A 26,811-nucleotide genomic window follows, 5' to 3' on the forward strand; every position below is an offset into this window, starting at 1 on the left:
CATGACGCGTAAAATCATTATTGATACCGATCCCGGGCAGGACGACGCCGTCGCAATCCTGTTGGCACTGGCCAGCCCTGAAGACGTCGATATTTTGGGCATCACCGCGGTGGCGGGAAACGTACCATTGTCTTTGACCGCGAAGAACGCTCGCATCGTGTGTGAACTGGCCGGAAAACCTGACACCAAAGTTTTTGCAGGCTGCGATCGCCCTCTGCGGCGCGATCTGGTTACGGCCGAGTATGTGCACGGCAAAACTGGGCTGGATGGGCCCGACCTGCCCGACCCAAAAATGCCACTTCAAGATCAGCACGCCGTGGACTTCATCATCGACACCCTGCGCACTGAGGCCCCCGGCACAGTCACGCTGTGCCTGTTGGGTCCGCTGACAAATATCGCCACCGCGTTCGAGCGTGCCCCGGATATCGTAAACCGCGTGCAGGAAATCATCCTGATGGGCGGCGCCTATTTCGAGGTAGGAAATGTCACCCCAACGGCAGAGTTCAACATCTACGTAGACCCCCAGGCCGCAGACATCGTTTTTCAATCCGGTGTGCCCCTTGTGGTAATGCCGCTGGATGTGACCCACAAAGCGCTGGTCACCAAAGCGCGCAATGACGCCTTTCGCGCCCTTCCCGGTGATGTAGGCCACGCGGTGGCCGAGATGACGGATTTCTTCGAACGGTTCGACATCCACAAATACGGCTCGGAAGGTGCGCCGTTGCACGATCCGACCGTGATTGCCTATCTGATCCAACCCGATCTGTTTTCAGGTCGGCATGTGAACGTCCAGATCGAAACCGGATCAGAGCTGACAATGGGCATGACGGTTGCGGACTGGTGGGGCGTCACGGATGCCCAACCCAATGCCCTATTCATTGGCGATCTTGATGCTGATGGCTTTTTTGACCTTCTCACCAAAAGGATCGCCCGCCTATGAGCAGCCTTCGCCTTGCAACACCAGAAGATCTGGATCGGCTTATGCCGCTTGTGGCGGGATTTCACGCCGAAGAAGGGATCGAACAGGATGACGACACTCGTCGCGGCGCCCTGATGCCTTTGCTTGAAGGGTCGCCACATGGGGCCATCTGGATGATCGGGCCACGTGTTGCCCCGGTGGGATACGTGGCGGTCAGCTTCGGCTGGTCGATCGAGTTCGGCGGCATCGACGTGTTTCTGGACGAGCTTTATGTGCGCGAGAAAGTGCGCGGTCGCGGCATGGGGTCCGAAGCGCTGGCCGCTTTGGTCCGCGCCCTGTCAGATCAGGGAATTAAAGCCATGCATCTTGAGGTCGACAACGACAATGAACGCGCGCGTGCGCTTTATGAACGCATGGGCTTTCGGTCGCGCAATCGCTATCATTTGATGACGCATAAGTTTTGACCTTCGCCACACGGCACTTTCGACATGGACCTGAAAATCGCAACCTACAATATGCGCAAAGCGATTGGGCTTGACCGCAGACGCGATCCCCATCGCATTTTGCATGTCCTGAACGACCTGCATGCAGATGTGATTGTCTTGCAAGAGGCTGACCGGCGTTTGGGTCAACGCCCAACCGCGCTGCCTTATAAGATGATCGACAGTGAAACGGATTTCACACCCGTTCCCTTTGCATCCAACGGGCTTTCTTTGGGAAGCCATGGAAATGCAATTCTGGTGCGCAAAGGCCTGACGTTCCACGATGTACGCACGCTTGAACTGCCCGGATTGGAACCACGCGGCGCCGTCTCGGTTGGGATCGGCGGGAAGGTGCAGGTGATCGGCACGCATTTGGGGTTGCTACGGCCGTATCGACACCAGCAGATGCGCGCGCTGGCGGGTCACTTCGATCATATCGACTTGCCAACCATTATCCTTGGAGATTTCAACGAATGGTCCCCCCGCCGTGGTTTTGAACCACTGGAAGTGCATTTCGACATCCACACACCGGGGCGGTCCTATCATGCCTCTCGGCCCGTGGCGGCATTGGATCGCGTTGCGACGTCCAAAGGGGTAGAGCTGCGCGACGCGGGCGTCGATCAGTCCAAGCTTGCACGTATCGCGTCCGACCATCTGCCCGTCTGGGCCAAGCTGCGTGTCCCGGACTGAGTAAATCGGTCGCAATTTCCAAGGTTTGTCACACGCGATGTGCATGTTATGAGGCACATCAACGTGACGCGAATTCATACGGGATCAAAAATGACTTTTCTGCAAATTGCTTCGCTATTGATTGTTCTTGCTGGCCTTTTTGGGGCCATCAACTACTTATTTTTGAAACTGCCATCGTCCATCGGCATTTTGGTTGTGTCGCTTGCGGCCTCGATTGCGATCTTGGTGCTGGATCTGGTTGCGCCCGGTTTGGGGGTCGCGGATCAGGTGCGCACGCAAGTAACCAGCATCGACTTCTCGGACGCGCTGCTTGAGGGCATGCTGGGTCTGTTGCTGTTTGCAGGCGCGCTGCACGTCAAGATCTCGGACCTGCGGGAACAGTGGCGATTGGTGTTTTTGATGGCCACAATGGGCGTGGCCCTTTCCACTGTGGTGGTTGGTGTTGGGTTCAGCTGGATCACCGGCATGCCGATCTTGATCGCGCTTGTCTTTGGCGCGTTGATCACACCGACCGACCCGGTTGCCGTTCTGGGCGTCCTGCGCGAGGCCAACCTGCAGAAAACACTCGAAACCAAGATCGCAGGCGAAAGCCTGTTCAACGATGGTGTGGGTTATGTGGTCTTTCTTGTGTTGGTCGGACTGGCCTTTCCACATCATGGGGGTCATGGCGGCGGGCACGAGGAAAGTGCCGCCATGGGTGCCGTCATGCTGTTCCTACAAGAAGCCGTGGGAGGCGCCGTTCTGGGTGTCGCACTTGGCTGGCTGACCTTCCGCATTATGCGTCGGATCGACGACTACTCGCTTGAAGTGCTTTTGACCTTGGGGCTGGCCTTTGGTGGCTATGAACTGGCGGTGGCATTGCACTTCTCGGCCCCTATCATGGCAGTCTGTGCCGGTCTTTTGATCGGCGACGTGGGCGCAAAACATGGGATGAGCGAAGAGACCCGCAACTATGTTGACGCGTTCTGGAAACTGATCGACGAGATTCTGAACGCTGTTCTGTTCCTGATGATCGGGTTCGAGGTCTTCGCAGTTGCCTTCACCATGGACGCGGTGATGGCCGGCACATTCGCAATTGCCTTGGCCTTGGTCGCACGCCTGACAGCAGTGGCGGTGCCGGTGATGTTGCTCAAACCCTTCCGCAGCTTCTCGAAAGGGGTAATCCCGATCATGACCTGGGGTGGCTTGAAAGGCGGGATTTCGGTTGCGCTGGCCCTGTCCCTGCCCGACAGTGAATGGAAACCGCTGATCCTGACCGCAACCTATATCGTCGTGATCTTCTCGATCATCGTTCAAGGATTGACAGTTGCCCCAATAGCAACGCGGATCGGCCGCGAACCGGAGCTAATGTGATGCGAGATTATGCCGTCTATGATGTGTTCACAGAAACGCCATTTGGCGGCAATCAGCTGGCTGTAATTCCGGATGGCACAGGTCTTTCGGACACCCAGATGCAAACGATCGCGCGGGAGTTCAACTTCTCGGAAACGACCTTTGTGTTGCCCCCGGAAGATCCTAAACACACTGCGCGCATTCGTATCTTCACACCAAATCGGGAATTGCCCTTTGCGGGGCACCCGACCATCGGCACGGCGGTTATGCTGGCTGAAATGGGCCATGGCCCGGACATGGTGCTTGAGCTGGGCGTCGGCCCCCTGCCCGCAAATGCTGCGGCTGGGCAAGCCAGTTTCGTGACCGAGGTGCCGTTGGAGCGCAAAGGTAAGCCGGCAGCTGACCTTGTGGCCCGCGCCATTGGATGCTCGGCGCAACAGATCGTCGGTCAGCCGGAAATCGCGTCACTGGGCGGAGATTTTGTCTATGCCCAGCTGGATAGCCGTGACACGCTGGCGGCCCTAAGTCCAAACACAGACGCCATGCGCGAAGGAACCAAACAGTTCCCCGGCAATCACGACTTTGCGGTGTATGCCTGGGTGGAAGATGACGACGGTGCGCTTCACGCCCGCATGTTTGCACCGCTCGACGGCATACCCGAAGATCCCGCCACAGGGTCAGCTGCGGCCCCGCTGGCTGCACTTTTATGCGAAACCCGCGGCGCACCTCAGACCCTGACCATTTATCAGGGCTACGATATGGGGCGTCCATCGCAAATCGAGTTGCAGGCGGAACCGGGAAAAGTCACCGTGGCCGGATCGGCCGTTCGCATGATGTCTGGTCAGCTTATTCGCTAGGCTCTTCGCCCATCGCAGCTTCAAGCAACAGACGGGCTGATGGTTCAAAACTGGGTGCAAACGCGTAACGTGAGAAAGCATCGCGGATATCGTCAGGTAAGCCTGCGGGATCACGTTGGGAAGACAGATCAAACTGCGCCGCCCCTTGCAAGGCCATCATGATCGCATGTGCCAGCGCTTCAATCCGATCCGGCGCAACACCTGTGACCTGTGCCAAATGCGCGCCCCATTCCGCACTCAGAGCCATCATTTGTCTTTTGGCCGCGAACAAAGGCTCATCCGCCACGTTCGATTCAATCACGGCAACCAGACGCGCAAACATCGGCAAGAACAGCGGCGTTGTTTGCGCCTGTTCCGTAATGCCCTTCGCGATTTGTGCCGCGTTGCTACCTGGATGAACCTCGGCTTTGAAACGGATCACAACTCGTTCCATGGCTTGCACGAACAACAGCAAGAACAGCTCTTCTTTCGTCCGCACATACAGATATAGCGTACCCTTCGCCAATCCGACCTGTTTGGCCAAAGCGCTCATCGTCACGCGATCAAAACCGATCTCGTCGATCATGACACGCGCAGCTGCAAGAATTGCGGCCTGACGTTCGGCCTTCTGCTCTTCAGATCGCGCGCGTTTGATGTTTTGGTCAGCTGTCACGTATTGTCGCCTTGTCACCCCAGACTTGCCCGCCAAACAGATGACGACCCCACCTATTTCTAGTGCAAACTCTGTTGAATGTAATCCCCGGCGACGGATTTAACGTAACCCCTTTGCCTGCCCATCTTTTCGCGGCATAAGAGGCAAAACACAAAGGACCTAGGATCAGATGTCAGACGCATCCATCTTAAAACGCTGTGAAGACATGGGGCTGCGCATGACCGAGCAGCGCCGTGTGATTGCGCGCGTGCTGGAAGATGCCCACCATGACCATCCCGACGTCGAAGGCCTGCACGCGCGTGCTGCCGCAGTGGACAACCGCATTTCGCTGGCGACCGTCTATCGCACCGTGAAGCTGTTCGAAGAGGCCGGAATTCTGGTCAAGAATGAATTCGGTGACGGACGCGCGCGTTACGAAAGTGCGGACCGCGATCATCACGACCACCTGATTGACCTGTCGACGGGTGAGGTGATCGAGTTTCTGGACCCCGAGATCGAGGCGCTTCAGGAAAAGATCGCAGCCAAACTGGGCTTTGAATTGAAGGGCCACCGACTGGAGTTGTATGGCGTCCGCAAGAAGCCCTGATCGACCTCATCACATTTCGTGATTCCATCTATCCAAAAATCTGTCTTGTCGCGCATCCTTTTATCGGGTTCTGTCGCCTGACGCGTGAATGGGACCTTCAATGCAAAATGTTCGTGGCATCATCTTAGTGATCTTCTCGATGGCGGCTTTCGCCGGGGAAGACGTGTTTATCAAATCGATGTCGCGCGGCATTCCGGTGTCCGAGGTGCTGCTTTTTCTGGGGGCGGGCGGGATGATTGCCTTTGCCATCATGACCTATATGCAGCGCGGAACGCTTGCGCCGTTGGTTCACCGTGACATGCGATCACCCATCATGTTGTGGCGCAATGCCTCTGAAGCCGTGTCGGCCATGTTCTTCATCACAGCCCTGTCGCTTGTCCCGCTGTCGACCGTTGCTGCGGTGTTTCAAGCCACCCCGCTTGCGATCACCGCAGGCGCTGCGCTGTTTCTGGGCGAACAGGTGGGTTGGCGTCGTTGGAGCGCGATTACCATTGGCTTCATCGGCGTGTTGATCATCATTCGCCCCGGGGGTGAGAGCTTTCAGATGGTTGCTCTTTTACCCATTGCGGCGGTCTTTGGCATCGCTTTGCGTGATCTTCTGACCCGCCAGATGGACACATCCATCCCGTCGCTTAGCGTGGCATTCTATGGCTTTGCATCTGTCATTCCCGCCGGTTTGATCCTCGCCCCGATCAATGACCCCTTCGTGATGCCCGCTGGCATTGAATGGGCTTATATCCTTGGCGCGGTGGTCTGTGGCGTGTCGGGCTATTACGCCATCGTGCAAGCGATGCGAATTGCCGAGACGTCCATCATCATGCCTTTTCGCTACATGCGGCTGATCTTTTCGATGATCCTTGGCATGCTGATCTTTGCCGAACGACCCGACCAGTGGACCTATTTTGGCGCCGCCATCATCATTGGCACCGGAATCTACATGTTCTTACGCGAACAGAAGTCCCGCGCGCGCTAACATTCCCCTGCCCTGTTGTCGTGACGCGCTCAACGCGCTAAAGAGCCTCAACTGAAGTTTTCTTCTTATTGGGAGCGCTAACATGAGCACCATCGTCGATATTTTCGCCCGCGAGATTCTGGACAGCCGGGGCAACCCCACCGTTGAGGTGGACGTGGTTTTGGAAGACGGCACGCTGGGACGCGCTGCTGTGCCCTCGGGTGCATCGACAGGCGCGCATGAAGCCGTAGAGAAACGTGACGGCGACAAAGCGCGTTATCTTGGCAAAGGCGTGTTGGCCGCTGTCGAAGCGGTGAATGGTGAGATCGCCGACATGCTGGTTGGGTTTGACGCGACCGAGCAAGAAGCCATCGACGCCGCCATGTGCGAACTGGACGGAACGCCGAACAAAGCCCGCCTGGGTGCAAACGCCATTCTGGGCGTGTCGCTGGCTGTGGCAAAAGCGGCTGCTGATGCCTCGGCCCTGCCGCTTTACCGATATGTTGGTGGTGCGTCGGCCCGCGTTTTGCCCGTTCCCATGATGAACATCATCAATGGCGGCGAACATGCTGACAACCCGATCGACATTCAGGAATTCATGATCATGCCGGTCGCTGCGGAAAACATCCGCGATGCTGTGCGCATGGGTGCCGAGGTGTTCCACACGCTGAAGAAAGAGCTGGCAGCCGCTGGCCTGTCGACCGGCATCGGCGACGAAGGTGGCTTTGCCCCCAACATCGGCTCGACCCGCGAAGCACTCGATTTCATCATGAACTCGATCAAGAAAGCCGGATACAAACCGGGTGAAGATATCTATCTGGCCCTCGATTGTGCCGCGACTGAATACTACAAGGACGGCAAATACGTTCTGGCGGGTGAAGGCAAGTCGCTGTCGTCAGAAGAGAACGCCGCCTATTTGGCCGCGCTTTGTGATGACTACCCGATCATCTCGATCGAAGACGGCATGGACGAAGACGACTGGGACGGCTGGGTCGCTCTGACCAAAGCCATCGGTGATAAGGTGCAGCTGGTTGGCGACGACCTGTTTGTGACCAACCCCGAGCGTCTGGCCGAAGGCATCGCCAAGGGTGCTGCGAACTCGATGCTGGTGAAAGTGAACCAAATCGGCACGTTGTCTGAGACCTTGAAGGCCGTAGACATGGCCCACCGTGCCCGCATGACCAACGTGATGTCGCACCGTTCAGGCGAGACCGAGGACGCAACCATCGCGGACCTTGCTGTCGCCACCAACTGTGGCCAGATCAAAACCGGCTCGCTTGCACGGTCTGATCGGTTGGCGAAATACAACCAGCTGATCCGCATCGAAGAAAGCCTTGGCGCGACGGCAGAGTATGCTGGACGCAGCATTCTGAAGTAACGGAAAACATGTTAGGCTTCCCGAAAAGGAGCCCGACATGCTGGAAATCACAGACCCGAAAACGCCGGACCAGCTTGATGCGGTTCGGCGTCTTTGTTGGGAATACCTTGAGTTCCTGCGGGCACTCAGCCCGTTTGACGCAAAAATCGTTTATAGCGTCTATCCTGCTGAAAAATATCAGCGCATCGTCGACAATCTTGAACATGAACATGCTGCTCCGGCGGGCGCAATTCGGCTTGCATGGAAAGGCGCACAGCCTGTTGGATGCGGGATGTATCACGCCCTCGCCCCCGGCACGGCCGAGATCAAACGCGTCTATGTGACGGACAGCGCGCGCGGCACAGGTGCCGGTTACGCATTGATGGAATCTTTGATCAATCAGGCCCGCAACACGGGATACAAGCGTATCCTCATGGACACCTCCAAACCGCTTGTGTCCGCACAGAAACTCTACCTGTCCATGGGCTTCAAACCTCGCGGTCCTTATCAAGACGTGCCCGATATCGCAGACGGGCAATTGCTTTTCTTTGAAATGGATCTTTAGAAATCGAAGGGTCTGCGCCACCAGTCATCGGATGACATCTTCGTCATCCCTGTTGCCCTACCCTGCCCAGCGCCTAAACTCCGCTCATGTCATTTATCGCGCAATACCAAGTTCACCTCATGCTCATGCTTTTCGCCATTGGGGCCTTCGGCACATTGTTTTTGTTTCGCAAACCGCCCGGCCACAAAATGTGGAAATTGGCTGACCTGATCTGGGTGCTGTTGGGTGGGATTGGTGCTTTGGTGGCGATAATCGCCGGGCTTTACACGTCTGATAGCTCGCGGTTGGACCGGCAAATTGACGTGGCTTATACGGTCACGCGTGCCTTTGACGGGGACGCGGCACGGTTCCGGTTGCGCTATTGCGAAGGGGCTTCGGACCCACATCTGCTGACGCTGTGCGAGAAGATCGAGTTTCTGTCCGCCTCGACCGCCAAGAATTCCGAACTGCCCCTGTTCATCGAGGTTACCCAATCCGTCGCGCCATTGGCCGGGTTAAGTTTTCTATTTGGCGAGCATCAAACAAACCGTGCCGCCGAGATGCAAAGCATCGTCGATCATGTTGACGCCTTTTCAATCGACCGGTTCCTTGTGTTTGCGGCACAAGATGAGAAAACCAAACAAGCCGCCTCTGCTCTGGCGCTATCACGCCCCGAGGTGACCGGTGACTTCAACGTTTTGGCCCAAAGCTATGACGTGCTTGTCAAAGAAGTCGGAGTATTGAAAGCCGAATGGGAATACTTGCAGCAGCATGCTAGCATCCTGATTTGGCAAGTGATCGCCCTTTGCATGGTCAGCTTTGCCGCCCCGTTTCGGCTGGGCAAATCCCTTGTAGAACTCAAAGCAAGCCTGAGTAAATCATGAGCGCCCTATGACTCCAGACCAGATCATCACCCACCTAAATCTGACACCACATCCAGAAGGTGGGCATTATTGCCAGACTTGGGTGGATCAAGACAGTGATGGACGGCCCACGGGCACCTGCATCTATTTTCTGTTGAAAGAGGGGGAAAGCAGCCACTGGCACAGGGTCGATGCGACCGAAGATCTGGCTTTATCATTCCGGTGCTCCGCTGATCCTATCCATGGCAGAAAGCGATCAGGGGCCTGCAGTGGATCATCACCTTGGACCCGACTTAGCGAAAGGTCAGGCCCCGCAGATCATTGTCCCAAAAGGCCATTGGCAGGCAGCGCGTTCAACCGGAGCCTACACTCTGGTCAGTTGCACGGTTTCGCCGGGCTTCCAATTCGAAGGGTTCACGCTCGCGCCAAAGGGTTTCGACATCCCCCGCCGCTGAAATCAGGTTCCACCCAGAAGCACCGTGGAAACAGGCACCAATGCAACCGAATTCGCGCGATTGCCAAGGTTCCATTCTATAAGCGCGGCCAGTGTTTCGGGCACAGCGCGTCCCATCAAGATTACACCATCTCCCACGCTCGCTTTGAAGGCGGCATTGTCCAGAAAGCGCCGGATCACCTTGCCGTCTTGTCCGTTGCCATCAAGATCACGGAAGACCAGACCAGATGGAACACCAGTTTTCAAAGCGTTCTTATGACCGGTATTCAAACCTTCAGGACGCGTAACCAGTCCATGCCCCGATACAACCAGTATTTCGGCAATCTGGCGCGACAAAGGTGCGTTGGTTTGAAACCCGCTTTCAGGTGACATAAAGACAGCGGCCCCCTTGTTCAGGTTCGGTTGCTGCACTTGGAAATTCACTTCGGCATCAGCAGGAGTTGATTCGGGTGGCAGATCCGCTTCAATCAAAAGCTCTGCTCCTGCATCGCGGTAAAATGCGATTGCGTCATCCAGATCGGGTGCATTGACGTTAACAACGACACTGATCGCGAAGGGCAGGTTGTCTATCCCCTGCAACTGCATGCGCGCTTCCCCCATATCCTTCAGGACAATCGCCATCAGCGGGCGCCCATCTGTCGCAGGATGGGGCACGGCGTTGCGTTCAATCGCCAACGGAGAATTCGATAGATCACTTTGCGCCAGACCGGGAACGGGTTCAGGGCTGGTGTCTTCTTCTGGGTCGTCTAGCGTTGCATCATCAGGGACTGCGCCTTCACCACCAATGCTGGGAAGGCGGTCTGTGGTCACGCCTGTTGCACGATCATCAATCGGCGTAACGGCTGTTCCAAATCCACCTTGTTCACTTTGAGATACCTCTGGCGCGTTCTCGTCAGGAGCGGCTTCTGGCTCCGCGCCAACCTCTGGCGCCACTGGTTGGGGTGTTGTCGCGGGCTCTTCCGTGCCACCATCGTCATCAGTGCTCATTGGGGCCGTTTGCTCGGAATCCGATGGCTGTTCGTTAGGAGTGGCCTCTTCCGTCGCCGGTGCTTCGTCAACAGGATCTGTCGACGGCGCAGCTTCGGACTCATCAATGGTTTCTTCTACCGGCGGCGTATCCGCTGCGGGCTCGGTGGTGTCAGATAGTGTCTCGACCGGAACCTCGTTCATGGATGCCGATTTGATTGGCGGCAGCATGGGTGACACAATGGCCAAACCCAGAACTGATACAGCTCCGCCCATAATTACACCTGCAAGGAAGCCTTTTGCCATGGCTGTTACCCCCAAATACTCGATTGATCCCGCGCCGCACTTGACCCTTGGCGCTTGCCTGGACCATGTATAGCCGGACAAGGGCCGTTCGTAACCCCTTCTGATACAACTTTGGCGAAAGGCCGCAAGATGATCCTGTTGATCGATAACTATGACAGCTTCACCTACAACCTCGTCCATTACTTTGGAGAGCTTGGGGCCGATGTGGTTGTGCGCCGCAATGATGCGCTGGATGTGCAAGAGGCGATGGGCATGGGGGCCAACGGCATCGTGTTGTCTCCGGGCCCATGTGACCCTGCGCAGGCAGGCATCTGTCTGCCGCTGACCATGGCGGCTGCAGAAGCAAAGATCCCTCTTTTCGGGGTTTGTCTTGGCCATCAAACCATTGGCGAGGCTTTCGGCGGCGATGTGATCCGCGCGCCCGAAATCGTGCATGGCAAGATGGGAGAGGTCCGCCACGAAGGCAAAGGCGTGTTTGAAGGTCTGCCCTCGCCACTTCAGGCGACGCGTTATCATTCGCTTGTCGTGGACCGCGCCACCCTGCCCGATTGCCTTGAGATCACCGCCGAGCTGGACAACGGCCTGATCATGGGGCTGCGCCATAAAGAGCTTGAGATCGAAGGCGTGCAGTTCCACCCCGAAAGCATTCGGTCGGAACACGGTCACGCGATGCTTGATAACTTCTTGAAGAAAACAAAGGTGCCCGCATGAGCGACGCAATGAAGCCCCTGATCTATGCAGCCACCGAAGGACCCCTTTCGCGTGCGCAGGCTGAGGCGGCATTTGAAGAATTGTTTGAAGGCCGCGCGACGCCTGCACAGATTGGTGCGCTTCTGGCCGCCATGCGCGCCCGTGGTGAAAGTGTTGCTGAATACGCTGCGGCGGCGGCTGTCATGCGCGCGAAATGCGCCAAAGTATCAGCTCCTGTCGGCGCTATGGACATCGTCGGGACCGGCGGTGACGGGATGGGCACGCTGAACATCTCGACCGCGACGGCCTTTGTCGTGGCAGGTGCTGGCGTCACCGTCGCAAAGCACGGTAACCGCAACCTGTCGTCCAAATCCGGCGCTGCGGACGCGCTGACCGAAATGGGTGTGAACGTGATGGTCGGTGCAGATGTCGCCGAACGTGCGATAAATGAAGTCGGGATCGGCTTCATGATGGCCCCGATGCACCATCCGGCGATGAAACATGTCATGCCGGTGCGTCAAGAAATGGGCTGTAAGACGATCTTCAACATCCTTGGCCCGCTCACCAACCCTGCTGGCGCCAAACGCCAGCTGACTGGAGCTTTTGCTGCTGACCTGATCTTCCCGATGGCCGAAACGCTTCAATCCTTGGGTTCTGAAAAGGCGTGGTTGGTTCATGGCGCTGATGGGATGGACGAAATCTCGATCACCGGACCTACCTCTGTCGCGGCATTGGAAGACGGCAAGATCCACGCGCGTGAAATCCACCCCGAGGATGCGGGGCTGCCCGTTCACAAGCTGGCGTCAATCTTGGGTGGCGAACCTGCGGAAAATGCAGTGGCTTTCCGGGCTTTGCTGGCAGGGGAAGCGTCTGCTTATCGCGACGCTGTCCTTCTGAATGCGTCTGCTGCTTTGATTGTCGCCGACAAAGTCAGTGACTTGAAAGCTGGCGTCGAAATGGCGGCCCAAAGCATCGACAGCGGGGCTGCCAAAGCCAAAATCGAAGCGCTGGCTGCGCTGACTTCGGCCGCCTGACTTGCCCCTGCCCCTTCAAGGACTTAAACCCGTCTCATGAGCACCGTTCTAGATAAGATCAAAGCCTACAAACTTGAGCATGTGGCCGCCTGCAAAGCCGACCGCCCAATGTCCGAGGTCGAGGCAGCCGCCCGCGAAGCGTCCCCCACGCGGGGCTTCGCTGCATCGCTGATGAAAGACGCCGAAACAGGCTATGGCTTGATCGCCGAGGTGAAGAAAGCCAGTCCGTCAAAGGGTCTGATCCGCGAGGATTTCAACCCACCCGAATTGGCCAAAGCCTATGAGGCGGGTGGCGCTTCCTGCCTGTCTGTGCTGACTGACACGCCGTCGTTCCAAGGGGCGGACGAGTTTCTTGTGGCCGCACGTTCGGCGGTATCCCTGCCAGCGCTCCGCAAGGATTTCATGTATGACACCTATCAGGTCGCCGAGGCGCGCGCGCTGGGGGCTGACTGCATCCTAATCATCATGGCGTCTGTTGAGGATGCACAGGCGCAAGAGCTTGAAGATGCAGCCTTTTCATGGGGCATGGATGTTCTGGTCGAAGTGCATGATGAAGAAGAGCTCGAACGCGCGACGATCTTGAAATCACCGCTTCTGGGCGTGAACAACCGCAATCTGAAGACGTTCGAAACCTCGCTCGACACAACGCGACGCCTGTCAAAATTGGCAGGGGCCGAACGCCATCTGGTGTGCGAAAGCGGGCTTTTCACGCCGCAGGATTTGGCTGACATGGCCGCCCATGGCGCACGGTCCTTCCTGATCGGGGAAAGCCTTATGCGGCAGAACGATGTCGAGGCTGCAACCCGCGCAATCCTTGCCGGTCCGGTGCCAGCATGAGCGACAAAAGCCCCCTCACCCATTTCGACGCGGACGGTCAGGCCCATATGGTCGACGTGTCCGACAAAGCCGTGACCGATCGCGTCGCCTTGGCCGAGGGTTTTGTCAAAATGACGCCCGAGACACTTGCGTTGGTGACCTCTGGTTCCGCCAAAAAAGGTGACGTTCTGGGGGTCGCGCGATTGGCCGGAATCATGGGGGCCAAGAAGACGTCCGATTTGATCCCGCTGTGCCACCCGCTGCCAATCACCAAGGTTGCGCTGGTGCTTGAACCCCAGCCCGATCTGCCCGGCGTGCGCATCACAGCCACGGTCAAAACCGGCGGCCAAACAGGCGTTGAGATGGAAGCCCTGACCGCTGTCTCTGTGGCCTGTCTGACCGTCTATGACATGCTCAAAGCCGCTGAAAAGGGTATGGAGATCACAGGCATTCGCCTTCTGCGCAAAGAAGGCGGGAAGTCGGGAACATACACGGTAGATTCTGGGGCAAGCTGATGATCACGGTGAACGAGGCGCTGGACGCAATCTTTGATTTGGTCACGCCTTGTGGAACGGAAGACGTGCCGCTGGTCGAGGCCGCCGGCCGCACCCTTGCCACCGCTGTCACCGCGACCCGTCTGCAACCACCCTTCGCGGCATCAGCTATGGATGGCTACGCGCTGAATGGCGTCGAAGCCGACCCCGAAGCGATGTTCCGCGTGATTGGAGAAAGCGCTGCCGGGCATGGGTTTGACGGTCGTGTAGGTCCCGGTGAATGCGTGCGAATTTTTACAGGTGCGCCCCTGCCTGACGGCAGCAATCGCGTTATTATTCAAGAAGATGTTGACCGCAAAGGCGACCTGATCACGCTGGCCCGTAAGTTGGACAAAGGACCACATGTGCGCCCTGCTGGTGCAGATTTCGCGCCCGGCGACACGATCCCTGCCCCACGCGTTTTGACCCCAGCCGACCTTGCACTTGCCGCCGCCATGAACGTGCCCACGCTGACTGTAGCACGCAAACCCATTGTTGCTCTGCTGGCCACGGGGGATGAACTGGTGATGCCCGGCGAAGAGCCCGGCCCAGACCAGATCATCGCCTCCAACGCCTTCGGTCTGAAAGCACTGGTCGAAGCAAATGGCGGTCACGCCCGCATGTTGCCCATCGCACGCGATAACAAAGACAGTTTGCGCACGGCATTGGAACTGGCCGCCGATGCCGACCTTATTGTCACGATCGGTGGGGCATCCGTCGGTGATCATGACATCGTTGGCGATGTTGCTGCCGAAATGGGCATGGATCAGAGCTTTTACAAAGTCCTGATGCGCCCCGGAAAACCGCTGATGGCAGGACGCATGGGCAACGCCACTATGATCGGTCTGCCCGGAAACCCCGTGTCCTCGATGGTGTGTGGTCATGTTTTCCTTGTCCCGGCCCTTCGTGCGATGTTGGGTCTTGGCGAAGCGGCGGCCCCGCGTCGTCAGGCGCGACTGAAGGATGATATTGCCGAAAATGGCCCACGCGAGCACTACATGCGCGCGCGCGTAGATGGCGATCAGATCACCATCTTCAACAGCCAGGACAGTGCTCTTCTTAGTGTTCTGGCTCAGGCCAATGCATTGGCCGTGCGACCACGTTCCGACCCTGCACGTTCCAGCGGTGATGTAATCGAATATCTATCGATTTAGTTAAACAGGCGGTCCAGACTTTCTGCTGCCATGTTGACACAAATCGAGAACATGGGTAGAACATCACTTGAACGCCCCGCAACGAGGGCCAAGGGCTGAACCATGAATATTGGGTGATTTTTCGTCGCCTGACAGGGTTCTCTGCCCATGAACGAGGACGGAGGAACGCATATGCTGACCCGAAAGCAGTTGGAACTTCTGGAATTCATCCACAGACGGATGCAGAAGGACGGGGTATCGCCCTCGTTTGACGAAATGAAAGAAGCGCTTGATCTGCGCTCGAAGTCGGGCATTCACCGACTGATTACGGCTTTGGAAGAACGCGGCTTTATTCGCCGACTTGCCCATCGCGCCCGTGCCATCGAAATCGTGAAACTGCCCGAAACCATGGAAAACTCCGGCCGTGCGGGGTTTGAGCCGCGCGTTGTTGAAGGTGGACGCCCCGAAAGCACGCCGGGCAGCGCCCTGCCATTGGACGCGCTAAGCGTAAACGAACTGCCGCTTCTGGGTCGCATCGCCGCTGGTGAGCCGATCGAAGCAATCACCGATGGCGCACAGCATGTGTCTGTTCCCGGTGCGATGCTTGGTGCAGGTGGCCGCCACTATGCCCTTGAAGTCAAAGGGGATTCGATGATCGATGCCGGAATCAACAATGGCGACGTCGTGGTGATCCGCGAAACTGGCCACGCTGACAATGGTGATATCGTTGTAGCTCAGGTTGATGGGTACGAGGCGACGTTGAAGCGCTTCCGTAAGAACGGCGATATGATCGCGCTTGAAGCTGCCAACCCAGCCTATGAAACCCGCCTTCTGCCCGAAGGTCAGGTTAAGGTTCAAGGCAAGCTGGTTGGACTGATCCGGACTTACTGATCCCAGCCCTGCGTTGACGCAAAAGAAAAGCCCGGTCAGTGCCGGGCTTTTTGCTTGAATATTGGCTGCCTGGATCAGCTGAGTTTGGACAGTTTGGCTTGAAGATCGCTCAACTGCTTTTTGATCTTTTCCAATTCGTCATTGTCCGCGGCTTCTTTGGGCTTCTCGCTGGTGTCATCTTCTTGCGAAGGTCCAGATGAGCCGGGCATGCCCCCCATCATCGCCTTCATGAAGGCTTCCTGTTGGGCTTGCATGGCCTCAAACCCCGGCATGTTCGCCATGGGATTTCCCATAGTACCCAGGTTTTCCATCATCTTGGACTGGCCATCGCGCAGCATTTCGAAGCTGGCTGCCAGAAACTGCGGAACAACGCTTTGCGCCTGACTTGTGTAAGACCGGACAAGATCTGTCAGCACGTCCACAGGCAAAACGCTTTCACCACGGCTTTCGTGTTCGGCGATGATTTGCAGCAGATACTGGCGTGTTAGGTCATCACCTGACTTCAGATCAATGATCTGCACCTCTCGGCCATCGCGGATGAAACCAGCGATATCATCCAATGTGACATAATCGGACGTTTCGGTGTTGTAGAGCCGACGGCTTGCATAGCGCTTGATCAGCAGAGCGTCCTGAGACTTGTTCATAATACCTCCCCGCAGAAATTTCCCTTTCTGCACTGCAAAAGCCTAACAGCGCGGTCCGCAAAGGCAAGACTTTTGCTCAAATTCCTTGCAGGGGTAGAAAACAAAAAAGGACGAGCCATTGGCTCGTCCTTCAGGAAGGTGCCGGCAGGGAGGAGTGCCCGGCAGGAATTCCAGTGCTTATTTAGCGGTTGCTTTTTTGGCAGCCTTCGAAACTTCGTCCGAGGCTTTCTTAACAGCAGCCTGAGCTTCTTCGCCCATCTCTTGGCCAGCAGCCATCATCAGCTCAACGGTTTCAGCTTGAACTTTTTTGGCAACTTCAGCGAAAGCAGCCATGTTCTCAGCAGCCAGCTCAGCTTGAGCCGAAGCGAAGTCGGTCATTGCTTTGGTGTAGTCTGCGGCGTCTTCTTTAGCAGCAGAAACATCGCCCATTTTGGCCAAAGTTTCTTTGGTCCATTTGGTCGAGATTTCAGCCGATTTGTCTGCAGCCTGCAGAGCAACTTTGGTCATTTTCTCGCCCATAGCAGCCTGATTTTTGAAGGCGTCTTGAGCAACAGACATGTCCAGCGGGAAGTTGGCCATCATGTCCTGGAACATTTTTGTGTAATCTTGAGTCTTGGTCATTTTAAGCTCCTAGAGTAACGGGGGCGCCGGGAGAAAGCGCCGTTTTGTTTCTGAACTCAATATGAATGCTGCAGCGCAGCAAATCAAGCTTTTTCTGCACTGCAGCATGTAACACTTTTAAGTTGTTACTTTCCAAGCTTTTATGACGGACTAATCCTTGGGCACGGCCTTAACATATGTGCCCGGCGCGGGCGCCAGCGACGGATGGGACGAATCGCCCGGTTCGCGTGCATCCACCTTTTTCCCAGACTTTTTGGCCAACCATTTGTCCCAACGTCCCCACCATGATCCCTCATGGAAGCTGGCGTTCTTCTGCCAATCCTCAGGCGCTTCCGGCCAATCTTCGTTGGTGTAGTGCCCATACTTCTTCTTTGAAGGTGGGTTCACAATCCCGGCGATATGACCGCTTTCGGATAGGATAAATGTTTTATCCTTCCCCGACATTTGGCGCATTCCTTGATAAGATGACTTCCAAGCAGCGATGTGATCCGTTTCGCAGGCAATGGCGCAGATCGGCGTTTCCACATCCGATAATGACAGTGTTTCGCCCAACAGATCATAGCCGCCGTCTGCGAGTTCGTTCCCTACGCAGAGACCACGCAGATACTCGACCGTCATCTTGGCCGGTAGATTGGTGCTGTCGCCATTCCAATACAAAAGATCAAACGCTGGCGGGGTTTTCCCCAGCATGTAGCTGTTGATCGCGGGGCCATAGATCAGGTCGTTGGGGCGCAGATACGAAAAGGTGCGCGACATGAAGAAACTGTCCAGATACCCGCGCTCCATAACCTCTTCTTCGATGCCTCTAACGAAATCATCATCAAGAAAGACGCCGACCTCCCCTTGATCCGAGAAGTCGGTCAGCGTGGTAAAGAACGTCGCTGAGTTTATTGATTTATCACCGCGCTTTTTCATCAAAGCCAGCACTAGGGACAGAGTTGTGCCTGCAATGCAGTACCCAACGACATTCACCTTCTTCTGGTCTGTGATGTCTTTCACTTCACGGATGGCCGCCATGTATCCGTCTTCGACGTAATCGCCCAACCCAACATCGCGATAGGATGTATCAGGGTTAACCCAGCTTACAACAAACAGCGTATAGCCTTGATCGACGATCCACTTGATCAAGCTGTTCTGCTCTTTCAAATCCATGATGTAGAATTTGTTGATCCAGGGCGGGAAGATAATCAGCGGTGTGGCGTGCACCTTGTCAGTTGTCGGCGCGTACTGGATCAGTTCGATCATCCGATTGCGGTAAACGACTTCGCCGGGTGTGGTGGCGATGTTGCCGCCAACTTCAAAGGCGCTTTCATCGACAAGTTTCACCAAAAGCTCGCCTTCATTGGCTTCCAAGTCAGTGACCAGATTTTCCAGCCCATCCACCAATGACTGACCATTGGTTTCAATCGCACGCTCCATGGCATCGGGATTGGTGCCAAGGAAGTTCGTTGGGCTCATCATGTCGATCATTTGCTGAGTGAAGAAATCCATCCGCTTGCGTTCATCGGCATCTAGACCTTCCACGCCGTCCAGCGCCTCGGCCATCGTACCCGAGGTGATTTGATATTGTCGTTTTAGATAATTGAAATACGGGTGCGTTTCCCAAAGGGGGTTCGAGAAACGTCTGTCCTTCGGCGCCGGATCTTCCGGTGCTTTGAACTCGCCAGACATCAGAGCCGCCTGCGCCTCGACGGCGTGCTCCAGCGTTTTTCCCCAGAATGCCGCCTGCTGTTCAATCATCTTGGCTGGGTTTGCCATCATGTCTGACCACATCGAGCTGGCAGCTTTTAGGTAGAAATCCTGCCCCGGACCCTGAAGGCTGGAGCGCACCGGTTTGCGGTTCGCCATGATCTCGCCAAGGCGGGTCGAGAGCGCTTCGATCTTAGCGAGATTCTCTCCCAACTCGGTCATTTCAAGCGTCTGATCGGGCGGTGTTACCTTTTGGTCTGTTGTCATATAACGAATTCCCCCCTATTCTTTTCGCTGTTGCAGCATATTAAAAACCGCATATGTTAAGAACTATGCGAATGCAGAAACAAAAATGCAAAGGCTAAATAGGGGCAGTACATGCGATACATGGCGACCTACGACCTGATGGAGACCATCCGAAACACGAATCAGTGGCTCGGTGCTACGGCTGCAGCAATGGGGTCCTATCCGGCCACGTCGCTGGTCCCGAACCCGTTTTTTCAAATGATGGCAGCATGGGGTGAGGTCGCAGAACGCAGCTTCCACCGCATGATCGTGAAACCCGATTGGGGCATCACCAGCGTTGTTGCCGAAGATGGCCGTGACCATGTTGTTCAGGTTGAAAAACTGGTCGAGCGTCCCTTTGGTGACCTGATCCAGTTTAAAGTTCTTGGACGCCCTGAAAAATCCCGCCGCATCATGCTGGTTGCCCCCATGTCCGGGCACTATGCAACGCTTCTACATTCTACTGTTGCAAGCCTTCTGCCCGATGCGGAAGTGTACGTGACCGACTGGCACAATGCCCGCGACATTCCAGTCAGTGAAGGCAAGTTCGACGTCGAAGACTACACACTCTATCTTGTTGATTTCATGCGGAATCTCGGTCCGGACATCAATGTTGTCGCGGTTTGCCAACCGGCCCCGTTGACGCTTGCCGCCACTGCCTATTTGGCCGAGATTGATCCCGAAGCACAGCCTCAGACTCTGACCCTGATTGGCGGACCGATCAATCCGGACGCCGCGGCCACTGACGTAACAGATTTCGGCCGTCGTGTGACGATGGGCCAGTTGGAAGAAATGGCCATTCAGCGCGTTGGTTTTAAATACGCAGGTGCTGGACGGATGGTTTATCCGGGCCTTCTGCAGTTGGCGGGCTTCATGTCCATGAATTCCGAAACCCATTCAAAAGCATTTGCTGATCAGATCATGCGCGTGGCCAAGGGCGAGGCGTCGGATCACGACAAGCATAATCGCTTTTATGATGAGTATCTGGCCGTGATGGACATGACCGCAGAATTCTACTTGTCGACGGTTGAACGCGTGTTCAAACACGGCGAGATCGCAAAGAATGAATTCATGGTTGATGGGCACAAAGTTGATATCGGCAAGATCACCGATGTAGCAGTGAAAACCGTCGAAGGCACCAAAGACGACATAACCGCACCCGGCCAATGCATCGCAGCATTGGATATGTTGACCGGCCTATCGGATGACAAAAAAGCCAGCCACGTTGAAGAAGGGGCCGGCCACTATGGTATTTTCGCGGGCAAAAGCTGGCGCACCAATATCAGACCGTTGGTTTTGGACTTCATTGACCAAAATGCTGGTCGCCATGCAGCACAAGCCGCAAAGAAAAAGGCTGCCAAGAAGGGCAAGCCGGTCGCATTGAAAAAGGTCGTTGGGTAAAGCTAACAGACAGCCTCAAAACGGAAAACGCGCCAGACGGCGCGTTTTTTTTGTGTCACCGCAACTGTAGTGGCAGATCCATCCAAGCCCTGATGCCGATACTCACATGCTCTGGCATCTCCAGCGTCGGCAAATGCCCCGCATCCGGCAAAACGACAAGCTCTGCATCATGGATCAACTCGGACATTGTTTCATGCCGCTTGGGTGGGGTCAGTGTATCATGCGCCCCACACATCACCATAGTCGGCACTTTCAGACGCTGAAGCGAACGTTGTGCATCTGGTCGACGTTGAAGCGCGCGTGCTTGCCGCACGAAAACCTCAGGCCCCAAATCGTGCGCCATCTGATACACCAAATCCAATATCGCAGCCTTCCCATCAGTCAGGGCAAGACAATCCGCCGGGAATGCCTCGGCCATCGCCTCATCCAACCGTCCCGCGCTTGCTCGCACAATTTGCGGCTCGCGCCACGTGGCTTGCGCCGGAGTGTCAGACAAGGGCGTTGTCGAAATCAATGCCAGCCGGTTCACGCGATCAGGCGCACGGCGCGCCATTTCCATCGCAACAATGCCGCCAAGGCTAAGGCCCGCAAGTGCAAACCGATCTGGTAACTCCTCAAGCAACAACGCCGCCATTTCACGCACGGTTTCACCACGTGTGGGTGCGGCAACAATCACGGTATGATCCCGCGATAGGTCATTGATTTGCGGCCCGAATACGCGTGCATCGCACATCATTCCGGGGATCAGAACCAAGGGTTCTTGCATCACTGTCTCGCTTATATTTTTCTGCCTCATCCCGACAGTGACCCGGCCAGATGAGGCACGCAAGCTATAACCCGCGTGCCCAGTCCAGAATTTTTTCAACCGTGGGGGCCGTGCCATTTGGGCTGACAATGTCACCCGCCAACACATGTTCCATTGGATCTAGTCCAGCTGCAGGCATAACTTCGTACCGGTGCACGATGCCGCCCCAACCACTCGCCACTTTCTCGGTCGCTTTGGCAGAAACCACCTGATCGTTTTTCGAATAGATAAACAATGCGGGGACTGAAACGATCCGATAACCCGAGTTTGCAGCAACTTTGACCATAGCCGCCATCGGCATCAGCGCTGTGGTGGGATAGCTTTCGGTCCAGAACTTTGCTTGTTCGTCATTCAATGGTTCAAAACCACGGGTCGCGCCGGAAACCAATGGCAACCAATGGCGTGCCGCCGGAAAGGTCAGAAGTGGCGCAGCAGCATGGTTGATGCCAAAATTCGGTGAGATGAAGGTGATGCCTTTCACCCCCTGCGCTGCCTGTTCGTCGAACATACCAAGTGCCGCAATCGTTCCACCGGTTGAGGTCGCTATGATCAAGACCTCATCCCCAATAGCGCGCCCGATCGCCATCGCCTCGGAAAAATCAACCATCCAGTCGTTTACAGTCGGACCAGCCATCGCATCAGAGCTGCGACCGTGCCCAGCCAGACGCGTGTTATAGAGATTGGCCCCGAGCTCTTCAGCCACCATTTTCTGCACGGGGCTGATTTCCTGATGAGAGGCCGAAAAGCCGTGGATATAGACAACCGAAAGCGGCGTCTTCTGCCCAGCTTCACCTGCCCAGATTATCTGCTTCTCGGCGCCCACGATCAGATCATCAAACACCGCCTCACGCCGGGTTAGATAGGCGTCAGGGTCGGCCCCAATCGCTGCGTCGTCGAACTGGACTTCAAGATTGACCGGCTCATATGGGCCAATCACAAAAGCAGCCGCGATAACTGCGGCCAAGCCCATGGCTCCTCGCAATAGGTTCTTCATGCTTCACCTCGGGTCAGAACGACCTTCACCATTTTCTGTATCAAGCGCAGACATTCCTCATCCGAGAACCGATGGTCGGCACCTTTCACAAGCGTTAAGCGAATGTCCTCACCTTCTGCATGTTCCAACAGCTTCACAGCCTGAGACGTCGGGACGGCGGTGTCCTCGGTGCCCTGCAGAAAGCGTACAGGCATGTCCAACCGCAGCGCGGTCCGCAATACCATGTGATCACGCCCATCTTCGATCATGCGCTTCGTGATGATATAATCCTCGTCATAATCTGACGGGATCGACAGGAAACCCTCGCGCTCCAGCTCGGCCTTTTGCTCATCCGAAAATCCGGCCCAATATCCGTCTTCTGTGAAATCCGGGGCCGCGGCGATGGTCACCAATCCCATCACGCGATCAGGGCGCGCGCGTGACAAAAGAAGCGACTGCCAGCCCCCCATCGAACTTCCCACGGCCAGAACCGGCCCGTCGATCACGTTATCCACGACCTCAAGCGTGTCTTCATGCCAGTCACCGATGCAGCCTTCCGCAAACTCGCCCGAGCTGGCACCGTGTCCTGAATAGTCGAAACGCACGAAAGCGCGCCCTTGCGACTTGGCCCATGCTTCCAGCGCGACAGCCTTGGTGCCTTCCATGTCTGATTTAAGGCCAGCCAAAAACAGGATCGTCGGTCCAGTATACCCCTCGGCCCCTTCGGTTTTCACATAGGCAATTCGACGCCCTTGCGCCGTATCAAGATACGCGGTCAATCCTCTATCCTTTTTCAGTCGATACTATATGCCAGAACGCGGGAAATTTCGGTGAAACTACGCCCACTTTCCTGCGCCCAGTCGTTAAACGCCGCCTGCACCGCCGCTTTCGCGGCTTTCGAGGTCGGCGCCTTGTCGATCACGCCTTCATGAACCAGCCGGGCCACAACGTCATGTGTCATCATGAACCCGTCACGTCCCATCATCCGCAACGCATAGGCACCTGTGTTTCCGCCCAAGCGGGCTCCGTTGGCTTTTAACCAATCCAGTAGCCCGAAGTAATCTTCTACAGGCCAATCGCCAATCTTCTGTCCGAAGCTGCCAGCTTCCGCGGAAACCGACTGAATGAACACAGCATTCTCCTGAATAGAGCGGATCTTGGGCGCGCTGCGTATCACGCGTTTGTCGGCCAGCAGCTCATCAAACCATTCATCGGACATCATCGCACAGCGACCAATATCGAACCCGTGGAAAGCTTCTTCGATCCCATCCCATTTGTTCACGATCACCTGCCAAGCCAGCCCTGCTTGGAATATTCCCTTCGCAAAACAGGCCAACCATGCACTGTCGTCCATCGCGGCCAATTCGGCGGTGGATTTCGGCTCTGCAATATCGCCCAGCACCACCTCGAACGAGCCTTTGTGTTCGACCGCCATCATCAGAATGTCGTCAAATTTTCGCATCAAAGCCTCCTGCCCGCATCTTGCCCCCAGCCCTCGTGATTGCAAGGGCGATTTTCCCCACGCCACCGTTGACTTCGGGACGTGCGCAGGCCAAAACGCAGCCACACATAACCCGCAACCGGGCGTTCCGTGGGCGCCAAAACGACGAGGAGCTAGGCCAATGAGCCAGATATCCCTTACATTTCCTGACGGCAATTCGCGTGACTATGACGCAGGCGTAACCCCTGCTGAAGTGGCCGCTGGCATTTCCAATTCGCTGGCTAAAAAGGCCATATCCGCCACTGTGGATGGTGACCATTGGGACATGCAGTGGCCGATCAACGCGGACGCTTCCATCGCCATTCACACGATGAAAGATGACGTGCAGGCGCTTGAGCTGATCCGCCATGACTTTGCCCATGTGATGGCCCGCGCAGTGCAAGAGATTTGGCCGGACGTCAAAGTCACCATCGGCCCGGTCATCAAAGATGGTTGGTATTACGACTTTGACCGCGAAGAGCCGTTTTCGCCCGAAGACCTCGGCACGATCGAAGCGAAGATGAAGGAAATCATCAACAAGCGCGAGCCTGTGACGACCGAGATTTGGGAACGTGACCGCGCGGTGAAATTCTATGAGGCCAACAACGAGCCGTACAAAGTCGAGCTGATCGAGGCCATTCCGGGCGACGAGCCGCTGCGCATGTATTGGCACGGCCATTGGCAGGATCTTTGCCGTGGACCGCACCTTCAGCACACGGGCCAACTGCCCGGTGACGCGTTCAAACTGATGAGCGTGGCCGGGGCTTACTGGCGTGGTGACAGCGACCGCGCCATGCTTCAGCGTATCTACGGTGTGGCCTTCCAGAACAAAGACGGCCTGAAAAAGCACCTGCTGATGTTGGAGGAGGCCGCCAAACGCGACCACCGCAAACTGGGCCGCGAGATGAACCTGTTTCACATGCAAGAAGAGGCCCCCGGCCAGATCTTCTGGCACCCGAACGGCTGGACGATCTATACCGAGCTTCAGGACTACATGCGTCGCCAGCAAAAACGCGGCGGCTATGTCGAGGTGAACACGCCTCAGGTTGTGGATCGCAAACTGTGGGAAGCCTCGGGCCACTGGGAAAAGTATCAAGATCATATGTTCATCGTCGAAGTGGACGAAGAACATGCCCGCGAGAAGTCCGTGAACGCGCTGAAACCGATGAACTGCCCGTGCCACGTGCAGGTCTATAATCAGGGCATGAAATCCTATCGCGATCTGCCCTTGCGGATGGCCGAATTTGGATCATGCAACCGGTACGAACCTTCAGGCGCTTTGCATGGGATCATGCGGGTGCGTGGGTTTACACAGGATGACGGGCACATCTTCTGTCGCGAAGATCAGATTGAATTGGAAACGGCCGAGTTCATCTCGTTCCTGTCAAACGTCTATAAGGACCTTGGGTTCGAAAGCTTCTCGGTCAAGTTTTCCGACCGGCCTGAAATGCGCGCCGGATCGGACGAGGTATGGGACAAAGCCGAGGCCGCTCTGTTGTCGGCCACCCGTGCAGCAGGGATCGAGCCAGAATTGAACCCCGGCGAAGGCGCTTTCTATGGCCCGAAGCTGGAATTCGTTCTGACCGACGCCATCGGCCGTGATTGGCAGTGTGGCACGCATCAGGTGGATTTCGTTCTGCCCGAACGTCTGGACGCGACTTATGTCGGCGAAGATGGCGGCAAGCACCGCCCGGTCATGTTGCACCGTGCGACGCTGGGCTCGTTTGAACGCTTCATCGGTATCCTGATCGAAAGCTTCGCGGGCAAACTGCCCTTCTGGCTGGCTCCGCGTCAGGTCGTAGTTGCCGCCATCGTGTCGGACGCCGATGACTATGTGCATAAAGTGGTTGATGCATTGAAAGCCAAAGGCATCCGTGCCGAGGCCGACATCCGTAATGAGAAGATCAACTACAAAGTCCGCGAACACTCGGTCGGCAAAGTGCCGGTGATCTTGGCGTGCGGCATGAAAGAAGTTGAAGACGGCAGTGTATCGATGCGTCGATTGGGCGAAAAGCATTCCAAAGTGTTGCCGCTGGACGAGGTCGCAACCACCCTTGCAGCCGAAGCAACAGCGCCTGACCTGACCTGATTTTTTTAAAATATCGCCTTAAACGCCCCCGCACATTCGTGTTTGGGGGCGTTTTTTTGTTCCGATGGTTCGTTACAATTGCTCACATCCGTGGTGAAACGGCTCATGCCGCAGCGCAGAAGGTTGTAACAAAAGCAATTTCCACCTGAGGTATGCTGAAATCAATTGCAGCATTTCCTGACACATCTGTGAGCGCACGCACAAAGCTCAAGGCGGTTAACCCTAGGGAATACCAATAATTACAGGCCCTGAGCGTGTAATCGCTTACTCACGAAGCTCACACGGTCGTGAACAGCGATCACGTCGCCTTAACAGGCCTGTGATCCACGTTTTCGTGAGTGGAGACAACGCATTTCGCCGCCTAACTTTCCCTTACCGCTTCGAAGCGGATCGAATTTAAAACCCGAAAGGAAACTCGATGTCGAAAAAAACTGTAGCCATCCTGGGCGCCGTCACCGCTGCTGTAGCTGCCAACGCTGCTCCTGCTTTTGCTGAAGACAATGAAAAATGCTTCGGCGTTTCGCTGGCAGGTCAGAACGACTGCGCCGCTGGCCCCGGCACCACATGCGCCGGTTCGTCGACCGTAGACTATCAGGGTAACGCTTGGAAACTGGTTCCGGCCGGTTCGTGCGAAACCATGGAAATCACCGATGCAGACGGCAAAAAGCACATGGGTACGCTGGAAGCGACCGAAATGAACCTGCCCGGCTAATCCGCACGGATAGCTGGCTCATCCCAAGAAAACGCTCTGGCCAACATCGCTTGGC

At 56.2% G+C, this 26,811-nt stretch carries 28 protein-coding genes and 1 pseudogene; 20 read left to right on the plus strand and 9 right to left on the minus strand.

Annotated features, from left to right (window positions below):
• Nucleotide 1 precedes the first annotated feature (1 nt).
• The 5 genes from AC0L6A_RS11325 to AC0L6A_RS11345 all read left to right on the plus strand — a co-directional run bounded on the left by AC0L6A_RS11325 (nucleotide 2) and on the right by AC0L6A_RS11345 (nucleotide 4,280).
• Nucleotides 2-940: a nucleoside hydrolase gene (locus AC0L6A_RS11325; protein ID WP_473290098.1), complete on the plus strand. Its 939-nt coding sequence runs from the start codon at nucleotides 2-4 to the stop codon at nucleotides 938-940.
• Nucleotides 937-1,383, plus strand: coding sequence for a GNAT family N-acetyltransferase (locus tag AC0L6A_RS11330; RefSeq protein ID WP_473290100.1), 447 nt, complete (start codon nucleotides 937-939; stop codon nucleotides 1,381-1,383). Before AC0L6A_RS11325 ends, AC0L6A_RS11330 begins: the two co-directional genes overlap by 4 nt.
• A gap of 24 nt (nucleotides 1,384-1,407) precedes the next feature.
• A complete protein-coding gene (locus tag AC0L6A_RS11335) occupies nucleotides 1,408-2,091 on the plus strand; it encodes an endonuclease/exonuclease/phosphatase family protein (RefSeq protein ID WP_473290102.1) in 684 nt (227 codons plus the stop codon).
• 90 nt (nucleotides 2,092-2,181) lie between these two features.
• Nucleotides 2,182-3,444 carry a cation:proton antiporter gene (locus tag AC0L6A_RS11340; protein WP_473290104.1) on the plus strand — a complete coding sequence of 421 codons (1,263 nt, stop codon included), beginning with the start codon at nucleotides 2,182-2,184 and terminating at the stop codon, nucleotides 3,442-3,444.
• Nucleotides 3,444-4,280: a PhzF family phenazine biosynthesis protein gene (locus AC0L6A_RS11345; RefSeq protein ID WP_473290106.1), complete on the plus strand. Its 837-nt coding sequence runs from the start codon at nucleotides 3,444-3,446 to the stop codon at nucleotides 4,278-4,280. The genes AC0L6A_RS11340 and AC0L6A_RS11345 overlap by 1 nt, the downstream gene beginning before the upstream one ends.
• On the opposite strand, the gene AC0L6A_RS11350 is transcribed toward AC0L6A_RS11345, so the two are convergent.
• Complete coding sequence (locus tag AC0L6A_RS11350; protein WP_473290107.1) at nucleotides 4,270-4,932, minus strand: TetR/AcrR family transcriptional regulator; 663 nt, start codon at nucleotides 4,930-4,932, stop codon at nucleotides 4,270-4,272. The genes AC0L6A_RS11345 and AC0L6A_RS11350 overlap by 11 nt on opposite strands.
• Nucleotides 4,933-5,101: 169 nt before the next feature.
• Between AC0L6A_RS11350 and AC0L6A_RS11355 the strand changes: the two genes are divergently transcribed.
• From AC0L6A_RS11355 to AC0L6A_RS11380, 6 genes and pseudogenes are all read left to right on the plus strand, one after another.
• Nucleotides 5,102-5,518: a Fur family transcriptional regulator gene (locus AC0L6A_RS11355; protein WP_473290109.1), complete on the plus strand. Its 417-nt coding sequence runs from the start codon at nucleotides 5,102-5,104 to the stop codon at nucleotides 5,516-5,518.
• Between the two features lie 100 nt (nucleotides 5,519-5,618).
• The gene (locus AC0L6A_RS11360; protein ID WP_473290111.1) at nucleotides 5,619-6,491 is read left to right on the plus strand and encodes a DMT family transporter; all 873 of its coding nucleotides are present in this window, start codon (nucleotides 5,619-5,621) and stop codon (nucleotides 6,489-6,491) included.
• An 82-nt stretch (nucleotides 6,492-6,573) separates the two neighbouring features.
• Nucleotides 6,574-7,848 carry a phosphopyruvate hydratase gene (eno, locus tag AC0L6A_RS11365; RefSeq protein ID WP_473290112.1) on the plus strand — a complete coding sequence of 425 codons (1,275 nt, stop codon included), beginning with the start codon at nucleotides 6,574-6,576 and terminating at the stop codon, nucleotides 7,846-7,848.
• Between the two features lie 37 nt (nucleotides 7,849-7,885).
• On the plus strand, nucleotides 7,886-8,392 hold the full coding sequence (locus AC0L6A_RS11370) for a GNAT family N-acetyltransferase (protein ID WP_473290113.1): 507 nt from the start codon (nucleotides 7,886-7,888) through the stop codon (nucleotides 8,390-8,392).
• 86 nt (nucleotides 8,393-8,478) lie between these two features.
• The gene (locus AC0L6A_RS11375; protein ID WP_473290115.1) at nucleotides 8,479-9,255 is read left to right on the plus strand and encodes a hypothetical protein; all 777 of its coding nucleotides are present in this window, start codon (nucleotides 8,479-8,481) and stop codon (nucleotides 9,253-9,255) included.
• A 7-nt stretch (nucleotides 9,256-9,262) separates the two neighbouring features.
• Nucleotides 9,263-9,689 (plus strand): annotated as a pseudogene (locus AC0L6A_RS11380) (cupin domain-containing protein).
• 2 nt (nucleotides 9,690-9,691) lie between these two features.
• Here AC0L6A_RS11380 and AC0L6A_RS11385 read toward each other — a convergent pair.
• Complete coding sequence (locus tag AC0L6A_RS11385) at nucleotides 9,692-10,960, minus strand: divergent polysaccharide deacetylase family protein (protein WP_473290117.1); 1,269 nt, start codon at nucleotides 10,958-10,960, stop codon at nucleotides 9,692-9,694.
• Between the two features lie 129 nt (nucleotides 10,961-11,089).
• Between AC0L6A_RS11385 and AC0L6A_RS11390 the strand changes: the two genes are divergently transcribed.
• The 6 genes from AC0L6A_RS11390 to lexA all read left to right on the plus strand — a co-directional run bounded on the left by AC0L6A_RS11390 (nucleotide 11,090) and on the right by lexA (nucleotide 16,057).
• Complete coding sequence (locus AC0L6A_RS11390; RefSeq protein WP_473290119.1) at nucleotides 11,090-11,671, plus strand: anthranilate synthase component II; 582 nt, start codon at nucleotides 11,090-11,092, stop codon at nucleotides 11,669-11,671.
• Nucleotides 11,668-12,684, plus strand: a complete 1,017-nt coding sequence (trpD, locus tag AC0L6A_RS11395; protein WP_473290121.1) for an anthranilate phosphoribosyltransferase — start codon at nucleotides 11,668-11,670, stop codon at nucleotides 12,682-12,684. Before AC0L6A_RS11390 ends, trpD begins: the two co-directional genes overlap by 4 nt.
• Nucleotides 12,685-12,720: 36 nt before the next feature.
• The gene (trpC, locus tag AC0L6A_RS11400; RefSeq protein WP_473290122.1) at nucleotides 12,721-13,521 is read left to right on the plus strand and encodes an indole-3-glycerol phosphate synthase TrpC; all 801 of its coding nucleotides are present in this window, start codon (nucleotides 12,721-12,723) and stop codon (nucleotides 13,519-13,521) included.
• Entirely contained in the window at nucleotides 13,518-14,015 is a 498-nt protein-coding gene (gene moaC, locus AC0L6A_RS11405; protein WP_473290124.1) for a cyclic pyranopterin monophosphate synthase MoaC, read from the plus strand. Before trpC ends, moaC begins: the two co-directional genes overlap by 4 nt.
• On the plus strand, nucleotides 14,015-15,187 hold the full coding sequence (locus tag AC0L6A_RS11410) for a molybdopterin molybdotransferase MoeA (protein WP_473290126.1): 1,173 nt from the start codon (nucleotides 14,015-14,017) through the stop codon (nucleotides 15,185-15,187). The genes moaC and AC0L6A_RS11410 overlap by 1 nt, the downstream gene beginning before the upstream one ends.
• Before the next feature lie 171 nt (nucleotides 15,188-15,358).
• Nucleotides 15,359-16,057: a transcriptional repressor LexA gene (lexA, locus tag AC0L6A_RS11415; RefSeq protein WP_473293474.1), complete on the plus strand. Its 699-nt coding sequence runs from the start codon at nucleotides 15,359-15,361 to the stop codon at nucleotides 16,055-16,057.
• A gap of 74 nt (nucleotides 16,058-16,131) precedes the next feature.
• On the opposite strand, the gene phaR is transcribed toward lexA, so the two are convergent.
• The 3 genes from phaR to AC0L6A_RS11430 form a co-directional block, all read right to left on the minus strand.
• Nucleotides 16,132-16,701 carry a polyhydroxyalkanoate synthesis repressor PhaR gene (gene phaR / locus AC0L6A_RS11420; protein ID WP_473290128.1) on the minus strand — a complete coding sequence of 190 codons (570 nt, stop codon included), beginning with the start codon at nucleotides 16,699-16,701 and terminating at the stop codon, nucleotides 16,132-16,134.
• A 177-nt stretch (nucleotides 16,702-16,878) separates the two neighbouring features.
• Complete coding sequence (locus tag AC0L6A_RS11425) at nucleotides 16,879-17,322, minus strand: Phasin (protein ID WP_473290129.1); 444 nt, start codon at nucleotides 17,320-17,322, stop codon at nucleotides 16,879-16,881.
• Nucleotides 17,323-17,472: 150 nt separating this feature from the next.
• The gene (locus tag AC0L6A_RS11430) at nucleotides 17,473-19,278 is read right to left on the minus strand and encodes a PHA/PHB synthase family protein (RefSeq protein ID WP_473290131.1); all 1,806 of its coding nucleotides are present in this window, start codon (nucleotides 19,276-19,278) and stop codon (nucleotides 17,473-17,475) included.
• Between the two features lie 111 nt (nucleotides 19,279-19,389).
• Between AC0L6A_RS11430 and phaZ the strand changes: the two genes are divergently transcribed.
• Nucleotides 19,390-20,697 (plus strand): polyhydroxyalkanoate depolymerase, encoded by a 1,308-nt coding sequence (phaZ, locus tag AC0L6A_RS11435; RefSeq protein WP_473290132.1) that lies wholly within the window; start codon nucleotides 19,390-19,392, stop codon nucleotides 20,695-20,697.
• 55 nt (nucleotides 20,698-20,752) lie between these two features.
• Here the strand turns inward: phaZ and AC0L6A_RS11440 are convergent, their stop codons facing one another.
• From AC0L6A_RS11440 to AC0L6A_RS11455, 4 genes are all read right to left on the minus strand, one after another.
• Nucleotides 20,753-21,463 (minus strand): alpha/beta fold hydrolase, encoded by a 711-nt coding sequence (locus tag AC0L6A_RS11440; RefSeq protein ID WP_473290134.1) that lies wholly within the window; start codon nucleotides 21,461-21,463, stop codon nucleotides 20,753-20,755.
• Between the two features lie 64 nt (nucleotides 21,464-21,527).
• Nucleotides 21,528-22,496: an alpha/beta hydrolase gene (locus tag AC0L6A_RS11445; protein ID WP_473290135.1), complete on the minus strand. Its 969-nt coding sequence runs from the start codon at nucleotides 22,494-22,496 to the stop codon at nucleotides 21,528-21,530.
• Nucleotides 22,493-23,254, minus strand: coding sequence for an alpha/beta fold hydrolase (locus tag AC0L6A_RS11450; RefSeq protein WP_473290137.1), 762 nt, complete (start codon nucleotides 23,252-23,254; stop codon nucleotides 22,493-22,495). Before AC0L6A_RS11450 ends, AC0L6A_RS11445 begins: the two co-directional genes overlap by 4 nt.
• A 14-nt stretch (nucleotides 23,255-23,268) precedes the next feature.
• Nucleotides 23,269-23,937, minus strand: coding sequence for a DNA-3-methyladenine glycosylase I (locus tag AC0L6A_RS11455; RefSeq protein ID WP_473290138.1), 669 nt, complete (start codon nucleotides 23,935-23,937; stop codon nucleotides 23,269-23,271).
• A gap of 160 nt (nucleotides 23,938-24,097) precedes the next feature.
• Between AC0L6A_RS11455 and thrS the strand changes: the two genes are divergently transcribed.
• Nucleotides 24,098-26,044, plus strand: a complete 1,947-nt coding sequence (gene thrS / locus AC0L6A_RS11460) for a threonine--tRNA ligase (RefSeq protein WP_473290140.1) — start codon at nucleotides 24,098-24,100, stop codon at nucleotides 26,042-26,044.
• 418 nt (nucleotides 26,045-26,462) lie between these two features.
• Entirely contained in the window at nucleotides 26,463-26,756 is a 294-nt protein-coding gene (locus AC0L6A_RS11465) for a BufA1 family periplasmic bufferin-type metallophore (protein ID WP_473290142.1), read from the plus strand.
• Nucleotides 26,757-26,811: the final 55 nt, after the last annotated feature.

This window comes from Aliiroseovarius sp. D2-2 (genome assembly GCF_055809455.1).